The organism is Mucilaginibacter sp. 21P (assembly GCF_019331605.1).
Lineage (GTDB): Bacteria > Bacteroidota > Bacteroidia > Sphingobacteriales > Sphingobacteriaceae > Mucilaginibacter > Mucilaginibacter achroorhodeus.
In genome coordinates this window covers 825,773-843,958 of sequence record NZ_CP063061.1, presented here as the reverse complement: position 1 = coordinate 843,958, position 18,186 = coordinate 825,773, and the positions used below count along the sequence as shown (strand labels likewise).

16 protein-coding genes are annotated in these 18,186 nt (G+C 43.2%); 9 read left to right on the top strand and 7 right to left on the bottom strand.

Translation table 11 applies throughout. The features are described 5' to 3' along the window. Window positions 1-85: 85 nt before the first annotated feature. The 4 genes from INP83_RS03705 to ligD all read left to right on the top strand — a co-directional run bounded on the left by INP83_RS03705 (window position 86) and on the right by ligD (window position 5,282). The gene (locus tag INP83_RS03705) at window positions 86-571 is read left to right on the top strand and encodes a hypothetical protein (protein ID WP_146269473.1); all 486 of its coding nucleotides are present in this window, start codon (window positions 86-88) and stop codon (window positions 569-571) included. 109 nt (window positions 572-680) lie between these two features. Continuing rightward, window positions 681-1,865 (top strand): threonine synthase, encoded by a 1,185-nt coding sequence (locus tag INP83_RS03700; protein ID WP_219126348.1) that lies wholly within the window; start codon window positions 681-683, stop codon window positions 1,863-1,865. 110 nt (window positions 1,866-1,975) lie between these two features. Beyond that, on the top strand, window positions 1,976-2,365 hold the full coding sequence (locus tag INP83_RS03695; RefSeq protein ID WP_219127548.1) for a VOC family protein: 390 nt from the start codon (window positions 1,976-1,978) through the stop codon (window positions 2,363-2,365). 172 nt (window positions 2,366-2,537) lie between these two features. After that, window positions 2,538-5,282, top strand: coding sequence for a DNA ligase D (gene ligD / locus INP83_RS03690; protein ID WP_219126347.1), 2,745 nt, complete (start codon window positions 2,538-2,540; stop codon window positions 5,280-5,282). A 23-nt stretch (window positions 5,283-5,305) separates the two neighbouring features. Here ligD and INP83_RS03685 read toward each other — a convergent pair whose 3' ends face one another. The 4 genes from INP83_RS03685 to INP83_RS03670 form a co-directional block, all read right to left on the bottom strand. Next, on the bottom strand, window positions 5,306-5,671 hold the full coding sequence (locus tag INP83_RS03685; RefSeq protein WP_146269477.1) for a PleD family two-component system response regulator: 366 nt from the start codon (window positions 5,669-5,671) through the stop codon (window positions 5,306-5,308). Window positions 5,672-5,798: 127 nt separating this feature from the next. Beyond that, window positions 5,799-6,428, bottom strand: a complete 630-nt coding sequence (locus INP83_RS03680; protein ID WP_219126346.1) for an NAD(P)H-dependent oxidoreductase — start codon at window positions 6,426-6,428, stop codon at window positions 5,799-5,801. Window positions 6,429-6,516: 88 nt separating this feature from the next. Continuing rightward, a complete protein-coding gene (locus INP83_RS03675) occupies window positions 6,517-6,906 on the bottom strand; it encodes a hypothetical protein (protein WP_219126345.1) in 390 nt (129 codons plus the stop codon). After that, the gene (locus INP83_RS03670; protein WP_255563248.1) at window positions 6,906-9,260 is read right to left on the bottom strand and encodes a transglycosylase domain-containing protein; all 2,355 of its coding nucleotides are present in this window, start codon (window positions 9,258-9,260) and stop codon (window positions 6,906-6,908) included. The genes INP83_RS03675 and INP83_RS03670 overlap by 1 nt, the downstream gene beginning before the upstream one ends. Before the next feature lie 38 nt (window positions 9,261-9,298). Here INP83_RS03670 and INP83_RS03665 point away from each other — a divergent pair, with 38 nt between their 5' ends. From INP83_RS03665 to INP83_RS03655, 3 genes are all read left to right on the top strand, one after another. Continuing rightward, complete coding sequence (locus tag INP83_RS03665; protein ID WP_219126344.1) at window positions 9,299-10,387, top strand: Mrp/NBP35 family ATP-binding protein; 1,089 nt, start codon at window positions 9,299-9,301, stop codon at window positions 10,385-10,387. Window positions 10,388-10,413: 26 nt separating this feature from the next. Next, the gene (locus INP83_RS03660) at window positions 10,414-10,692 is read left to right on the top strand and encodes a NifU family protein (RefSeq protein WP_146269481.1); all 279 of its coding nucleotides are present in this window, start codon (window positions 10,414-10,416) and stop codon (window positions 10,690-10,692) included. 107 nt (window positions 10,693-10,799) lie between these two features. Continuing rightward, window positions 10,800-11,420 (top strand): hypothetical protein, encoded by a 621-nt coding sequence (locus INP83_RS03655; RefSeq protein ID WP_219126343.1) that lies wholly within the window; start codon window positions 10,800-10,802, stop codon window positions 11,418-11,420. Window positions 11,421-11,564: 144 nt separating this feature from the next. Here the strand turns inward: INP83_RS03655 and def are convergent, their stop codons facing one another. Together def and INP83_RS03645 are read right to left on the bottom strand one after the other, a co-directional pair. Continuing rightward, window positions 11,565-12,137, bottom strand: coding sequence for a peptide deformylase (gene def, locus INP83_RS03650; protein ID WP_219126342.1), 573 nt, complete (start codon window positions 12,135-12,137; stop codon window positions 11,565-11,567). A 22-nt stretch (window positions 12,138-12,159) separates the two neighbouring features. After that, entirely contained in the window at window positions 12,160-13,389 is a 1,230-nt protein-coding gene (locus tag INP83_RS03645; protein ID WP_219126341.1) for a pitrilysin family protein, read from the bottom strand. 60 nt (window positions 13,390-13,449) lie between these two features. On the opposite strand from INP83_RS03645, the gene hpt reads away from it, so the two are divergent. Both hpt and INP83_RS03635 read left to right on the top strand, forming a co-directional pair. Further along, window positions 13,450-13,989, top strand: coding sequence for a hypoxanthine phosphoribosyltransferase (hpt, locus tag INP83_RS03640; RefSeq protein ID WP_219126340.1), 540 nt, complete (start codon window positions 13,450-13,452; stop codon window positions 13,987-13,989). Beyond that, window positions 13,989-14,570, top strand: coding sequence for a hypothetical protein (locus INP83_RS03635; RefSeq protein WP_219126339.1), 582 nt, complete (start codon window positions 13,989-13,991; stop codon window positions 14,568-14,570). Before hpt ends, INP83_RS03635 begins: the two co-directional genes overlap by 1 nt. A gap of 141 nt (window positions 14,571-14,711) precedes the next feature. Here INP83_RS03635 and mfd read toward each other — a convergent pair whose 3' ends face one another. After that, the gene (gene mfd, locus INP83_RS03630; RefSeq protein WP_219126338.1) at window positions 14,712-18,062 is read right to left on the bottom strand and encodes a transcription-repair coupling factor; all 3,351 of its coding nucleotides are present in this window, start codon (window positions 18,060-18,062) and stop codon (window positions 14,712-14,714) included. Between the last annotated feature and the right edge of the window lie 124 nt (window positions 18,063-18,186).

The following is an 18,186-nucleotide window of genomic DNA, read 5'->3' as shown; positions in this document are numbered from 1 at the left end:
CCCGGCAAGCCGTGTTACAACAAATTTACATTCCAAACCGTTATAAATGGTTTACAATGGCTGCGGCCAATTTAAACACACATCTATGAAAAAAACACTAACCTTAATTTTTGCGTCTGTTGCATTATTATTTACGGCTTGTTCAAAAGATTCTGATCTGCCTATTATCAACGAGAGTAATTGGTTCCTTAATGGGGTATCGCATGTTGCTGTTAGCTCAGCCCGTACAGAGGCCTCTGGCAGCACTGCTGCAAAAATCGTTTTTACCGATACCAATAAAGACAGAGGTGCAACAATGACGGTATATTTTAAAGCTATGCCTAAAACGGCGGGCGTATACACCCTGGTGCCGGGCTTAGGTGTTGGTTTAGGAACCGATAACATTGCTGTTTCTGCAACCGATGACAAATTAGGGTCCGACTTTGTTTACAGCGGAGCAGCAGGTACTACCGTGCAAGTAAGTTTTACCAGTAACGGAAGGATCAAGGTTGATATTCCGGAGATCACGTTAAAATCAGCATCCAAAACGGATAGCTATACATTTAAATCAAGTGTTTACGAAGCTAACTAAAACAAAGAGACCCACCGTTGAGTGGGTCTTTTTCTTTTAATAAGAAGTATGATACGTTTATTTGTGGCTAAAAAGCATTGTTAATACCTTGCGGCCGCGTTTACATACTATGGAAAGCTTAAAACACGATACTTTTTTGATCAACCTCGAATGCCCGGCATGCGGGGCAACATACGAAGCAACGGAGCTTAATACAGTATGTAAAGTGGCCGAGTGCCAAAGCACTTTATTTCCCCGATACGATACTGCTAAAACATTCGATAAAGGGCTGCTTAAAGGCCGCCCGGCCAATATGTGGCGTTACTGGGAGATGCTCCCTGTTTTGGATGCAAACCACATTGTTTCAATGGGCGAAGGGTTTACACCGCTGTTACCCGTTATAAACCTCGACGAAGACATCGCAGGTAACCAAGTTTTCTTTAAAAATGAAGCGGGTAATCCTACAGGGTCTTTCAAGGCCAGGGGCATTAGCATGGCAGTTTCCAAAGCAAAGGAATTGGGCGTAAAAACCATTGCCATACCAACAGCCGGCAATGCTGGCGGAGCGCTTTCGGCTTATGCAGCACGCGCCGGGATGAAGGCCGTAGTTTATATGCCCAAGCTTACCCCGCAGCTTTTTAAAGACGAATGCCGCTTATATGGCGCTGATCTTACAGAAATAGATGGCAACATTAGCGACTGCGGAAAATTGATACACGAACAGGCTGCCGAAAAGGGTTGGTTCCCGATATCAACCCTGCGCGAGCCATATCGTGTTGAAGGCAAGAAAACCATGGGTTACGAAATTGCCGAGCAATTGAATTGGGAAGTGCCCGACGTTATATTTTATCCAACAGGTGGTGGTACAGGCCTGATAGGTATTTGGAAAGCCTTTAAAGAAATGGCTGCCTTAGGTTGGATTGGCGACAAGCGCCCGCGGATGGTGGCCGTACAATCCGAAAGCTGCGACGGCATTGTAAATGCTTTTAACGAAGGTAGTGCTTCTGCAACTTTTGTAGATGGAGGCTTTACTATAGCCAACGGCCTGCGTGTACCTAAATCATACGCAGATAAAGAGATACTGAAAGCTTTGAAGGAAAGCTGCGGAACCGCACTTACGATAAGCGATGCTGAAATGGAAGCCGGCGTTAAACAGCTTGCTCAAACACAAGGTATATTGATGTCGCCGGAAGGTGCTGCCTTATGGCTGGCGTATAAAAAACTAAAAGTGGCTCACTGGATAAAACCTGGCGAAACAGTTGTAATGGTTAACACCGGAAGCGGGTATAAGTACCTGGAAAACATTAAGTATTAATCTCAGGGCGAATGTTAATTCGCCTTTTTTGTACTTGAAACACCACTTTTACTGGCAGCAATTTTGTGGACTCTAAGGGGTTAAATCAATTATTAACTAAATAAACTGCCCTGTTAAAAGATTCAAAAGCATTTAGCGGCTTCTCTGTAAAAGACATTGACGCCGCACACAAGTTTTATAAAGAAACCTTAGGTTTAGATGTAGAGCAGCATGACGACATGGGAGGCATGCTTACCATCCATATCAACGGGAATGATAACGGCATATTGATCTATCCAAAGCCAAATCATGAACCGGCAACTTACACTATTCTCAACTTCCCTGTGCAGGATATCGTTTCGGTGGTGCGGGGCCTGAAAGAACGGGGCGTTGAATTTGAGAACTATGATACCGAGTATCTTAAAACCGATGCCGACAGCATTAACAGAAGCGGTGGACCTTTAATAGCCTGGTTTAAAGATCCGTCCGGCAATTTTCTCTCTGTTATTGAGAATCAGTAAATCGCTTTTATCCTATTAGTTAATTTATAAAACCATTGCTTGTGTAGCAGTGTTGTTGCTATGAAGCCGTTATTAGTGAGTAAGTTATAAACGGATATACAACAAATATCATTTAACGGCCTTATTTGAGCCGTTTTTATTTGCTGTATCTAACAGTAAACACTGCATCATCATGAGCCTGGAAAAGTATAAACAGAAGCGCGATTTCAATAAAACCAAAGAGCCCAAAGCAGGCCGAAGCAAGGATAAGGACAAGCTGATGTTTGTGGTGCAAAAGCACGATGCCTCGCGTTTGCATTATGATTTCAGGCTGGAGATGGATGGGGTTTTAAAAAGCTGGGCAGTGCCAAAAGGCCCATCAACAGATCCGCAGAATAAGCGCCTGGCCATGATGGTTGAAGACCATCCTTTTGATTACCGCAACTTTGAAGGTATTATTCCGCAGGGCGAGTATGGTGGCGGTACCGTTATCGTATGGGATGAAGGCACCTACGAGCCTATTGAAGAGATAAAAGGCAAAAAGGCTCAAGAAAAGCATCTGCTTAAGCAACTAAAAGAGGGTTCATTAAAAATAAAGCTCCATGGCGAAAAGCTTGAGGGCGAGTATGCCCTGGTGAAAACCCATGGCATGGGCGAGAATGGCTGGTTGCTTATTAAACATAAAGATGATTTCGCATCAAAGAAAGATATCACCAAGCAAGATAAGTCCGTACTATCAGATAAAACCATTGCCCAAATGGAAAAGACCGGAGATAAAGTTTGGACAGATGGCGGAGAGCACGACCTGAAAACAGAAAGCAAAACATCTCATTCAAAAAAAAAGGCCACGACTGAAAAAGCAGATGATGCCATAGAGGAATTGGCTAAAGACCAACCGGAAGAAAGTGTTGACGTAAAAGCAGTTTTGAAAAAAGCGGCAAAGGCTAAAATACCAACTGGTATAAAGCCCATGCTGGCAACGCTTGTAAGCGAACCTTTTGATGACCCCGATTGGGAATATGAAGTAAAATGGGATGGTTACCGTGCGCTGGCGTTTATTAATAAAGGAGAGGTGGAACTATCGTCGCGCAATAATAAAAGCTTCAATGATAAATATTACCCACTTACAAAACTTTTGCAGGAATGGAAAATAAATGCTGTTGTTGACGGTGAGATACTCGTATTGAATGATAAAGGCGTATCAAACTTTGGTGCTTTACAAAACTGGCGAAGCGAAGCGGACGGCGAACTGGTTTATTACGTTTTTGATCTGCTTTGGTACGACGGTAAAAATCTGATGGATCTGCCCCTGAGTGAAAGACAAGCTGTATTAAAAGATGTTATTCCTACGGATGACGACCGCATAAGAGTAAGCCAAACCTTTAAGGCTAATGGTATAGAGTTTTTTGAGGCCGCCCAAAAGATAGGCCTCGAAGGGATTATGGCCAAAAGGATGAGCAGTACTTATATTGCAGATAACCGCTCTAAGGATTGGCTTAAAATAAAGGTAAACAAACGGCAGGAAGTAGTTATCGGCGGCTTCACTAAAAACGAAGGTACCGCTAAACAATTCAGCTCGCTGCTGTTAGGCGTTTACGAGGGCGGAGAATTCCAGTACGTAGGCAAGGTAGGCACCGGCTTTTCTGATAAGCTGCAGAAAGAAATGATGGCGATGTTTAAACCGCTTGTTGTTGATAAAACCCCGTTTAACGCTGAGCCTGATGTAAATAAACCATCAAGGTTCAGGCCTAATCCTCCCAAGGCTAAAGCAACCTGGCTAAAACCTGAGCTTGTTTGCGAGGTAAGCTTTGCAGAGGTAACCAGCGATGGCGTTTTCAGGCACCCATCTTTTGAGGGTATGCGGGCAGATAAAAAAGCAAAGGATGTTATTCGCGAAACGGAAGTGGAAACTGATGATGTTATTGATGCGCCCGAGAAGAAGGATTTAAAAGAAGAAAGATCAACTGGGCATAAATTGGTTACCGCGCCGAAAGGTGCTGTTAAAAGGTCATTGCTCAACCCCAATGAAGAAACACAGGTAAAGAAAATATGCGGGCACGATCTTAAATTTACCCATCTCAGTAAAGTCTACTGGCCCGAGGACGGTGTTACTAAGCGAGATATGTTCAATTATTATTACCAGGTAGCAGAATATATTTTACCTTATTTGAAAGATCGCCCGCAATCGCTTAACCGTTTCCCCAACGGTATTCATGGCCCAAGTTTTTACCAAAAGGATGTTAAAGGTAAATCGCCGGATTGGGTGCGCACTTTCCCTTATACCACCAGCGATGGCGAACACAAAGAGTATTTGGTTGGGCATGACGAAGCCACTTTACTATGGATGGCATCCTTGGGCTGTATTGAAATGAACCCCTGGTTCAGCCGCATCCAATCGCCGGATAACCCGGATTATTGCGTGATAGACCTCGATCCGGATAAAAACACTTTCGACCAGGTGATCAATGCTGCACAGGAAGTAAAGAAAGTGCTTGATGTCATCGACGTACCGTGCTGCTGCAAAACGTCCGGCTCAACAGGTATGCATATTTACATTCCCTTAGGTGCTAAATATGATTATGACCAATCACAAATGTTTGCCAGACTGGTTGTAGGTATAGTCCATCAACAAATACCCGAATACACCTCGCTTGAGCGAATGATCAAAAAAAGAGATGGTAAGATGTACCTTGATTTTTTACAGAATCGCCCGGGTGCTACAATTGCAGGTCCTTATTCGCTGCGGCCTAAGCCGGGTGCTACCGTATCTATGCCATTACATTGGGACGAAGTAAAGCCCGGGCTAACCATGAAAGATTTCACAATAAATAATTCTGTGGCGCGCCTTAAAAGTGAGGGCGACTTGTTTAAAAGTGTGCTTGATAAAGGAATAGATCTTGAAAAAACGATCAAAAAAGCTCAAAGCGTTTTTGACTGAAGGCCATAAAAAAATGCAGCTGGTTAAGCGGCCAGCTGCATTTTTACTTTATTGATCAATGCTGTCATATCAAAGGGCTTTTGCAGAATATCATCCGGCGCCCCGCGCTGCTTTAAAGAGTCGGCCAGATTATCTTCCGATGAACAAATAATCACCGGCACTCCCTTAGTAGCCTTATCCATTTTCAAGATCTGACATATATCGCGCCCATCCATACCGGGCATTTTTGCATCCATTATCAGGAGGTCCGGGTGGTTGTGTTTCACTTCCTCTATCACATGTTCGCCATTATACAGTGAAAAAACATCGTATCCGCAATTAATCAATATATAGCTCATCACTTCAACAATGAGCTCGTTGTCATCTACTATTAAAATTTTTTTTGCCATCGCTGTATCTTCCTCTCTTACAGCGAGTATTGCAAAGCCTGTGCCGAATTTTCAAACCACCGGTTTGCAAAAAGTAAAAAGGGAAGGCTTAGCCTTCCCTTCAATTTTATCAATCGAATGCTAACCGTTAAATGTGTATAAACAATTCATGCTCCGGGCGACGGACCTTGGCCAATTTGCCGTACGGGTCATCATCTGCACGGTAGCCGATGGCAACGATAACCGATGCCGTTAGCTCTTTATCTTTAAGGCCAAGGATCTCATCAAATTTAGCAGCGTCGAAGCCTTCCATCGGCCCACTATCAACGCCCTGTTCTGATGCGGCTGCAATTAGAATACCCAATGCAATATAAGCCTGTTTTTGAGCCCAGGTAGTAAGCTGTTCTGGTGTGCGGCTATTAATTGTGCCCACTATCGTATCCTCAAAGCCTTTTAAGTCTGCACGAGGAACGTTGCGTACTTCGGCTACATGGTCGATGTAATCTTTCACAAAATCTTCATCAATTCCGGTTTCAGCAGCAAAAACAACCAGGTGCGATGCATCGGTTACCTGGGGCTGTCCGTAAGCAGCTTCGCGAAGTTTAGCGCGTACTTCCGGATTCTCTACCACTATCACACGGTAGTGTTGCAAGCCGAACGAAGATGGAGAAAGCTTTGTAGCTTCCAAGATGTAATTTAGTGTATCAACAGGTATCTTTTTGTCTGTGTCAAATTTTTTAGTGGCATATCGCCAGTTTAATTTATCTACTAATGTCATGGTCTTGGAGTTTTAGTTAAACAAACATATGTGTTGCAACATACATGCCAGTCAGGGCAATGTAAGCTTTATTAAATACGCTAATGGTTTAAAACTCATCAGCCGTTGACCTTTCTTCAATAACATCTCCATCGAAATGGATGGTATTTTTCTGCAGATCAATGCCGAATTCATAATACGAGTGCTGATTGCGATGATCCTTGGTAAAATCCTCACAGCCAAACGTAAGTTGCATATCATAATTAACACGCATCCGGCCTTTTAATGTGTGTTCATCAAAATGTTCGATGCTGAAAGTTGTGTTACTAATAGATGAAGGGCCGAATTTTGACTTATTCTCATATTGCAATGCCGATTGCAGAAAAGCGTAGGCCTTACTATTATCACAAAATAGCCTTTCTATAAACTTGCCCATGTCATCCAGGCTTTCCGGCTTTACAAAACCTTCAGGCAGGTCGATATTGAATGACTGGTTCATTAAGGCATACGGTCTTTAAGTTCGCGCACTTTTTCTTTGCTCTCGTCTTTCAACCGGTTCTTTTCTGCTTTAATCTCTTTTTTGGTTTTACCTGCTGTATCGATGTTATCTATCCGGTTTTTATAATCCGCTTTTACACGTTCAATTTCGGCCTTTAAGCGGGCTTTGATAGCATCATTGGTTTCCTCTATCTTTTTCTCTGCGTTAGCCTGCGCGGTATCTTTTTTACCAAATAAGCGCTGGAAGAAGCTTGGTTTTTTAGGTTCCTCATAAACCGGCGCTGCTGCAGCATCATTAGGCGCATCGTCGTCGTTTGCTGTTTGCCTGGTCAGACTATCTGCAGTTGCCGTATCGATCGGTGCAATTTGCCTGCGTAAGCCCTCGCGTAAGCGCACACTGTAAAAGCCATATGCGTTTGAATCCGGTTCCGTAAGCCCTCGTTTAGCCATTAACCTGCCAATCAAATTAAAATAACCATGCAGGCGTTGTCTCAACGTGCCATCTGCTTCAAAAGCATAAAGACCGGCTTTAGGGTTTGGTACTATGCTTGCCAAAAAGATACTCTCGCCCAAAGTAAGATCTGATGGCGCTTTACCAAAATAATAGTGGGATGCCTCGCTTATGCCATAAATGCCACGGCCCCACTCAATAATGTTAAAGTACACCTCTAACATGCGGTTTTTGCTCATAATGCGGTTGTTCTCAATCAACCATACGATCAATATCTCCTCGATCTTGCGTGATAATGTCTTGTTACGTGTTAAAAACGCGTTTTTGATCAGCTGCATGGAAATTGTACTGCCGCCGCGTTTAAATTTCTTCTCTTTGATGTTTGTGATGAATGATTTACGGATAGACTCATCAACAAAACCGCGATTACTGTAAAACGATGGATCCTCGGCGGTCATCACTGCATTACGCAGGTTAGGCGAGATCTGGTTAAGGGGTGTAAATTCCGGGTTGCTTGGCCCAATAGTGTGTGGCGGCATTGGTTTGCCTTTCTCATAGGGCACGTAAACAAAGGTATTGTTCAGTTTCCCCAGGTCAGCCTTGCCGTACCTAACGATCCTGAAATCGTTGCTTTTTTGCAGGCTGGAGTTAAATACCATATCATCCAAGTGCGAGTTGTCAAGATAAAGGTTAAAGTTATAGTTGAGTTTCCCTGTAACCTGTATACCATCCAAAGATTCGAACATGCCGGTAGGGAATGAATCGAAAACATCCTGTGCATTTTGCCAGCCGGTTTTAATTTTAGCTTCGTAGATCTTAACCGGATTAAGCGTGTATTTGATGTATGGGTTGGCCGTTAATTTCCTTAAATGGATAACAGATGAGCTATCTAAAGAGATAAAATTAGAACCTACAACCACATTTGCGTCTATAGAGCCGTTAGGCACAACGATATCCTGCGTAGAAAGCCCTTTATGATTAAGTAACAGGTTACGGATAGACCATGAACCGTTTATCTTGGTTTCGCCGCTGCTATGGCTCACGTCGCTCAGCTTTGTGCTGATGGTATCGAAATTTAGTTTGAGTTTAAACTTTTTTTCTATGAGCGGCAATTCTACCTTTTTACCATCAGCGTAAAGATGGACATCGATGTTCTTGTCTGATGGCACCATTTTGCCATCGATATGCCAGGTAGATTCGCCGTTATTTACGTTGATGGTTGATTTAAGCTTACCATCTTTGATTGAAGCTGTGCTGGTCAACAAGGTAACAGTTGTGCTATCGTCCTTAAAACTCATCAGAAAGTTTTGGAGAGATAGATTATCAGGTATTTTATAAAGCACCTCGTTTATCAATCGGTTTGATACATCAGAAAGGTCCACCTTGCTCTTTGTATCTGTTGTATCTTTTTTCTTCTTGAAAAGAAAGTCGAAGTTTTTAACTCCTTTAATATTGGTGAGGTTAAGGTGGGCATTTTGCAACACTACGTCGCCAAGCTTAATGTTACCGAAAAGCAAAGGCATTACTTTTACACTTACATCAAAGCGCTTTACAGAAAAAAGGCTATCGCGTTGTTGAGGTACTACACTAATATCGCTAAAGGCAACTGTTGCAAGGCCGGTAAATCTTGCGGAGCCTATTTTTACATCTAAATTATAATCTCGCTTGGCTTTTGCCGTAGCTTTGCTAATAGCTTTTTGAAGCAAAACCTCGCGCTTTGTATAGGCAACGTATCCGCCTATCAACACTATCACTACTAAGGCAGCAAGAGCTATAAGTGCAATACGAAGATATTTGGGGTTAACTTTTATACGGCGCATAGATGATTTTTGCATCAAAACTAAACTAAATATAATGTGCTGCAAACGGATGCGGCCAGCAATTTGTTTTCTTAACAAACGCATGCTGCTACCTGTTTTCGTATTTTTGCGGTTAAATAAATATGAATATCACTAAAGAACAAGTACTACAAGCCCTTAGCAATGTTGAGGAGCCCGATCTGAAGAAAGACCTGGTAACCCTGAACATGATACAGGATATCCATATTGATGGCAATAAACTTGCCTTTGCTGTTGTGCTTACAACCCCAGCATGCCCTTTAAAAGGACTGATAGAAAATGCCTGCCGCAATGCTATTGCACATTTCATCAGTAAGGATGTGGAAGTTACCGTGAACATGACATCGCAGGTAACAACGCAGCGCAACACCGGCGTGCCCGGGGTTAAAAACATCATTGCTGTTGCAAGCGGCAAAGGCGGTGTAGGTAAATCAACCGTATCTGTTAACCTGGCTTTAGCGCTGGCAAAAACAGGGGCTAAGGTTGGTTTGATAGATGCTGATATTTATGGCCCATCGATCCCTATCATGTTTGGGCTGGAGGGTGCACGACCTATGGCAACGCAGGAGAATGGCAAAACCAGGATAGAGCCGATTGAAAAATACGGCATAAAGCTTTTATCGATAGGTTTCTTTACTGATCCTAATCAACCTGTGCCATGGCGCGGACCAATGGTTTCAACCGCGGTCAAACAATTGTTTAACGATGCCGATTGGGGCGAATTGGATTACCTGGTTATAGATTTACCGCCGGGAACAGGTGATATCCACATCACTGTTACGCAAAGTTTCCCTATTACCGGTGCTGTTGTGGTAACCACTCCGCAAAACGTAGCCCTTGCTGACGCTAAGAAAGGTATAGGCATGTTTATGATGGAGGCTATTAACGTGCCTATTATGGGTATAGTGGAGAACATGGCTTACTTTACACCCGAGGAATTACCTGATAACAAGTATTACATATTTGGCCAGGGCGGCGGGCAGAAATTGGCTACGCGACTTGATGTTCCATTTTTAGGCGAGATCCCGTTGATAAAAGGCATTAGCGATTCTGGCGATGCAGGCAAGCCAATTGTATTGGACGACAACAGCCCGATGACTGCTGCATTTATTGAAATGGCACAGCGTGTTGCCCAGCAGGTTTCGATCAGAAACGCTGAAAAGGCGCATATTTTGAATGCGGTAAATAATTAATATCTTTACTTAATAATTTATAAAAGATGAGTTTAAACGATCAGGTGGAAGCAGCGTTAGACACTATTAGGCCTTATTTGGAGGCTGATGGTGGCAACGTATCTATTGAAGAGATAACCCCTGAAAATGTGGTAAAGCTTAAGTTATTGGGATCATGTGGCTCATGCCCCATGAGTATCATGACGCTTAAGGCGGGTATTGAACAGGCTATTAAAAAAGCCGTACCCGAGATAACTGCTATTGAAGCAATAAACCTAACCGACATTGATGACCCCAATGCGGTGCTTCCGGAGAATTTGAGATAGTGTTAAGATTTGTTAAAAACGGTTGAGGCTTACAGGCTTTAGCTATTTTTGTACGCCCCTAACATAATATTATTAAAAGCGGCACGTAATTGGTGTGTGTTTTTAAAATGAAAAGATTAATTGGCATATTGTTTTTACTGGTTTCTTTATCTGCCCTTGGGCAGGATAAGGAGAAACCGCTGGTGCAGTTCAGCGGTGTGGTTTACAATGCCGATAGTGTTAAGATGATAGTGCCTTACGTAACGGTAACTAATCTGAGTCAGAAAAAGTCTGTTGTGATAAGTAACTACAACGGTTATTTCTCTTTTGTTGCACATGAGCAGGACTCCGTCCAATTTACAGCAATTGGTTATGCTGCTGTTACGCTGGTTTTGCCGCAAAATGTTAGCAGCAAAAGTTACACGGCCAAGGTGATGCTAAAACCGCAGATCACCAACCTGCCAATGGTTCGCGTGTTCCCATGGGCAACTACCGATGAATTCAGGAAAGACTTTGTGAACGCTAAAATTGCCGACGACGACCTGGAGATCGCACGTAAAAACATCAGCCGCGCCTCGATTGTAGCGATGACCAACACCCTGCCGCGTGATGGCCAGGAGATATCAACTGCTAACTCTCAGCAGCAGCACACCAATATTGTTAACTCGCATTCTATCACTAATCCACTGCTTAACCCACTTGCCTGGGGCAGCCTGATCAAATCCATCACAGATGGAGGAGGGAAGTAGGGGTTAATTATTAAAGATTAGTTGATCAGAGATTAGGAAAAGAAAATTTATTATTAAACAAGAAAGGCCACCTCTAATGAAGTGGCTTTTCTTGTTTATATAGCCGGACTGATAAATGGTCTCTGATCAGCCAATCTCTAACCTCTAACGTCCTTTCTTTGCAGCCGGGAATTTCATGCGGTAATCAACGTCTACGGCACCTTTGGAAATATCATTCAATTTCTTTTCTATCAAACGCTTGCGCAACGGGCTAAGTTTATCTGTGAATAGCTTGCCTTCGATATGATCATATTCGTGCTGAATGATGCGGGCGGCCATACCGCTGAACGTTTCCTCATGGTGTTTCCAATCCTCATCGTAGTATGATAAACGCACGGTTGATTTCCTGGCAACATCTTCCCTGATATCCGGGATGCTCAAACATCCTTCGTTAAAAGACCACTCTTCGCCGCTTTCGTCAAGTATAATAGCGTTGATGAATGCCTTCTTAAAATTTTTAAGCTCAGGTTCCTCATCATCAAATGGAGTGGCATCAACTACGAACAGGCGCATAGACATCCCTACCTGCGGAGCCGCCAAACCCACGCCACGCGCACCGTACATGGTTTCGTACATGTTCTCAACCAGTTCTTTTATGTGCGGGTATTCGTCGGCCTCAATGGCAGTTGCTTTTCTTCGTAAAACAGGGTCGCCGTAGGCAACAATAGGATATTTCATGGGTGCAAAGGTAAAAGTTTATTTATTTAGGCTCAAATAGCAGGGTTATTAAACCGTCATTATCAAATATTTCATTGCTTATTTGTAGCAGTTGATCGGCAGTAACAGCATTTACTTTCCCAAACACATCTTCGAGCGTATCAATGCGATCAAAGTCCATTAAGCTTTTGGCCATGGATATAATAAGGCTCATCCGGCTTTCCTCGGCAAGGGCAATCTGGCCTATAAATTTGTCTTTTGCTTGTTTAAGCTGCACTTCGCCTAAGCGATTATCACGTAACTTTTTAAGTTCCTTATGGACGAGCTTTATGGCTTTGTCTGTTTTTTCAGCATCGGTGCCAAGATAAATTGAAAAGATACCGGTATCAGTAAGCGAGGTATAGTTTGATTCAATGGTATAAGCAATACCGTGCTTTTCGCGGATCTCCAAATTCAGTCGGTTACTCATACCCATGCCACCAAGTATGTTGTTCAGCAGCAGCAACCCGTATTTATGTTGATGCGCCGAGGGATAAGCCCTGCCACCAATGATACAATGCGTTTGGGCAATAGGCTTTTGCACTGCATAAATACCCGTTTTTACCGGGTTTGGTGAAATTCGATTTTTATGCGATGTGTTTTCTGATATAGTACCGAAATACTTTTCACACATTTTTATCAGCTTCTCAAACTTGTAATCGCCGTAAACGGCAAAAACCATTTGATGGGTGTTGTGGGTTGCTTTCGTAAATTGATGAATATCCTGCTGTGAAATGGCAGCCACACTTTCATCAGTTCCTAAAATATTGTTGCCTATAGGATGATCTTTAAACAAATATTCTTCAAAGTCATCCTGTATCGCTTCTTCAGGCTGGTCCTGGTATGAGGCTATTTCGTCAAGTATCACACCGCGCTCTTTTTCCATTTCCTCCTCAGGGAAAGTTGAGTGGAAAATGATATCCTCAAACAGATCAACTGCGCGCTGCAGGTGCTGGTTTAACAACGAAGCATGGATGCAGGTGTATTCTTTTGTGGTATAGGCATTAAGATCCGCCCCCACCATTTCCAGGTAATTAAGTATCTGTGTAGTGCTGCGCCGTTTGGTTTCCTTAAACAGCATGTGCTCAATAAAATGAGCCAAACCCTCTTTGCCGGGCAATTCATCGCGCGAACCTGCGTTGAAAACAAAACAACAGTGCGTTATTGGCGATGGTGAATGTTTAAAAAGGATGCGGATGCCGTTTGATAAGGTATGTATCTGATGGTCTGTCATAAAACGTTCAAAGATAGCGTATAAAGCCACAAATTGTTTCGCAATTAGTATGTTTACAGCATGAAATTACAAATAGCCGACCTTGAGTTTGAACCCATGTTTTCGCACGAGGCGATACAGCAGCGCGTTGCAGAACTTGCGCAGGATATTAATAATGACTTTGAAGGCCGCCAGCCTGTATTTGTGGGCGTGCTTAACGGCAGCTTCCTGTTTATTGCCGACCTGGTGCGTGAGATAGTTGTGCCTTGCGAAGTAACATTTGTAAAACTGGCTTCATACTTCGGCGGAACGTCAAGCACCCGCCAGATCCGCGACGACTTTGACTTAACAATAGACATCAAGGACCGCGACATCATCCTGATAGAGGATATCATCGACACAGGTAACACTATCAAATTCCTGATAGAAAAACTGCAGGTACGCGAACCCAAGTCAATCACCGTTTGCAGCCTTTTATTAAAACCAGACTCGATAGAGCACAGCATTGAAGAACTGCGTTACGTGGCCTTCCAGATCCCTAATAAATTTGTGGTAGGCTATGGCTTAGATTACCGTGAGTTGGGCAGGAATTTGAGAGGGATATATCAGAAGGTGGGGTGATGAGAATTCTGATTGCATTGCTATTGATGATACCTTTTGCTGATACGGCTCAGCCTCTGCCATGTAATTACGGCGTCATTGATAGTTCTCAACATTCGATGGCTTTTGCGCAGTTGCACGAAAAGTACGACCGCATTGTTGCCTACACAACAGAAGGTTACTGGCAATCTAACGTAATATATTACGCATTGATAGCCGAGAAACAAGGTGTTTATTATAAAGGTACTATGATATGCAAGCGAAAAGTAGATAAATCATGGCTCGCTCCAGTGCTAAAAATGAAGCCTGCCAATACTAAAAAAGCAAAAGTAATTATTGACAAGCTTAACGAGGCAAACCTCTGGAAGATCAAAACGGATTCATTAAATAACCAGATACACCACAATGCCGATGGTTACAGCGTCGCATCAAGTCTAAGTGATGGTACCAATTATAGGTTTGAATTGATTGCAGGAGATAAATTTATTGCTATAGAAGCTTACGAACCAGATTGGTTTGCCGAGAAACTGCCAGAATACACCCAGCGCAAGCAATTTATCAAAATAAGGGACGAATTTTTAAAGGCATACAAAATCTTATAGCCCTCTACTGGTCTAAGTTTAGCCACAGCGTAACTTAGACCTAAAACGATCAAAGCTTCCAACTTGTGTCGCAAGGAGAATCCTTGCCGCATTGTTGGTTGAAGTTGGAAACTTCAACCAGTACTGAGGAATTTGACAGACCTACGCCCAAATAACCCTCATCTCACCTAACAACTCCAGCGCTTCTTCAATAGTACTAACCCGGTCAACGCTTAAACGTAGTGTGTTCTTAACCTCTTTAAGATTGGTGCGCCTTGGGTTGCGTTGCACAAAATTGAGCACCTCCCGGAACTCATCTGTTTCAAAATATGACGATTGCTGGTTGCTTACAAAATAGCCGCGTAACACATTATTTTTAAGCGACAGTTTTTCGAATCCTATCGCTTTACCCAACCACTGTAAGCGGATGGAATTAAATAACTCGTTAACCTGGTGAGGTATCGGGCCAAACCTGTCATGCAGTTGCTGTTGAAACGCTTGTAGTTCGGTTTCGTTTTCCAGTTTGCTTAACTCCGTGTACAAATTATAGCGTTCGCCGATGTTAGTTACATATTCATCAGGGATCAGAATCTCCTGGTCGGTATCTATTTGGGTAAAGCTGATGTAAGGACGTGGTTTTTCCTCGGGGAACACGCCTTTAAATTCTTCGTCTTTTAATTCGTGAATGGCTTCGTCTAAGATCTTGTGGTACATCTCAAAACCTATTTCGGCAATAAACCCACTTTGCTCAGCGCCAAGTAAGTTACCGCTGCCGCGGATATCCAGGTCGCGCATGGCTACGTTAAAGCCGCTCCCAAGGTCGCTGAACTCTTCAATGGCACTCAAACGCTTGCGGGCCTCATTTGTCAAAGTACTCAACGGCGGACTAAGCAAATAACAGAACGCCTTTTTATTGCTCCTGCCCACGCGGCCACGCATCTGATGCAAGTCGCTTAATCCAAACATGTGGGCATGGTTAATGATGATGGTATTGGCGTTCGGAATATCCAAACCTGCCTCAATAATGGTTGTAGCCACTAATACATCATACTCGTGGTTTACAAATTTCAGCATCACATCTTCCAGCGCATCGCCATCTAACTGACCGTGGGCAATGCCTATTCGGGCCTTTGGTACCAGTTTATGAATGAGGGCGCCTAATTGCGGCAGATCTGCCACGCGGTTGTGAATAAAGAACACCTGGCCGTCGCGTTCTATCTCGTACTGTACGGCATCTTTTATCAATGTATCGTTAAACACATGCAGCTCTGTTACTACCGGCTGGCGGTTTGGCGGCGGCGTTGATATAATAGAAAGGTCGCGTGCGCCCATCAGCGAAAAGTGCAGCGTACGCGGGATAGGCGTAGCTGTCAGCGTAAGTGTATCAACATTAGCACGCATCTGTTTAAGCTTTTCCTTTACAGTTACACCAAACTTTTGCTCCTCGTCAATGATCATCAGACCGAGGTCTTTAAACTTCACGTCCTTGCTCACCAAACGGTGTGTGCCAATAATAATATCAACTTTGCCATCCTTAAGCTTCTCAAGCGTTTCTTTGATCTGCTTACTGGTTTTAAAGCGGTTAATGTAATCTATATTAGCCGGGAACCCCTTAAGCCTGTCGCTAAAGGTCTTGTAGTGTTGCGCCGCCAAGATGGTAGTTGGCACCAATATAGCCACCTGCTTACTATCGGCAACGGCCTTAAACGCCGCTCTTACGGCAACTTCTGTTTTTCCGAAACCCACGTCGCCACAAATGAGGCGATCCATTGGGTGCGGCGATTCCATATCTTTTTTAAAGTCAGCCGTTGCTTTTTCCTGGTCGGGGGTGTCCTCGTACAAAAAGTTAGCTTCCAGCTCAGTTTGCAGGTAACTATCGGGCGAAAACGCATTACCGCTTTGGGCTTTACGCACGGCGTAAAGCTTTATCAGGTCGCGGGCAATGTCCTTAACTTTTTTTTTTGTTGTTTTCTTAAGACGTTCCCAGGTATCGGTGCCCAGCTTATTCATGCGCGGTTGGGTACCCTCCTTGCCACTGTATTTGCTGATGCGGTTAAGCGAGTTAATGTTTACATACAGCAGGTCGTTATCGGCATAAACAAGCCTTATCATTTCCTGCGTTTTACCATTAACCTCCACTTTTTCCAATCCGGCATACTTGCCAATACCATGGTCAATATGGGTAATGAAATCGCCGGGCTTAAGATCTCGTAACTCTTTCAGCGTTATTGCTTGCGATCGCTGATACCCCTTTTTAAGTTTATATTTATAATAGCGGTCAAATATCTGGTGATCTGTATAACAAGCCAGCTTTTGTTCCCTGTCAATAAATCCTTCGCGGATAGAGATATTTACCGGCGTAAACTTTACCGTCTTATCCAGGTCATCCAGTATGGCATATAAACGCTCAACTTGTTTGGCAGAATCGGTAAGGATAAAGTTCTCTATCTTCTCTGCCTCGTTGTTCTTAAAGTTATGTATAAGCAGGTTAAAGTCCTTATTGAACGATGGCTGCGGGCGCATATCAAAATTGATCACCTGCGCATCATTATAAAAAAACTGCTTGCCAAACTCTACCAACGGAAAATCATGCAATTGGTCAGCTATCAGTTTCTCATCTGTAAAAGCAAACTTAGGGTCTATCCAATCGGGGTTTTGATTTTTTTCCTCAACAGACAACGCTTTCCATAAAGCGGTTGCTTTTTTATGGCCGCTTTGGATAATATCCAGCGTAAACTGTACATCTTTTATCCATACCTGCGTGCCTGCTTCAACATACTCCAACAGCGAAATATTGTGTTCAGTTAAGAACTTTGATTGCACGTTAGGAACAATAGTGATCTGCTTTACCTGCTCAACAGAAAGTTGGCTTTCTATCTCAAAAGTGCGGATAGATTCTATCATGTCGCCAAAAAACTCTACGCGGTAAGGCAGGTCATGCGAGAATGAGAAAATGTCTACAATGCCTCCGCGAATTGAAAACTGACCCGGCTCATAAACAAAATCAACGCGGTCAAAATCATATTCAACCAAAAACTCATTAATGAAATCGATGCTGAGTTTATTGTTAACACTGATTTTAAGGGTGTTTTTCTCTAATGATGAACGATCGATCACTTTCTCAGCCAATGCCTCGGGGTAGGTTACGATCAACTGACCATACTCGGTAGAGTGGTTTAGTTCGTTCAATACCTCGGCGCGGGCCAAAACATTGGAACTGTCTGGCTGAGTAAACTCAAACGGCTTACGGTATGATGATGGGAAAAAAAGAACATCTTTCCCGGTTAAATTTTCAAGGTCCGATAAGAAATAGGCAGCCTCCTCGCGCTCCGGCAGCACAAATATCATGTGCTTATGCTGCAAAAAATACAATGCAGTGGCCATGGCCGCATCTCCCGATCCGACTAAACCTCGCAGCTGTACCCTTGGACTCTTGCCGGCATTTAACGCTTTTGCCAGCCCGGTTATCCGTTCATCAGCCTTATATCGCTCTAAAATATCACGGATGTTCAAATCGGTGCAAATATAAAGTAATTACATCTTCTTGGCCACCTGTAGCCAATTATCATATTTTAAAGCAAACAATTTGACCTTATGTTTACTTTTTAATGATAAATACACAATACACACATTTACA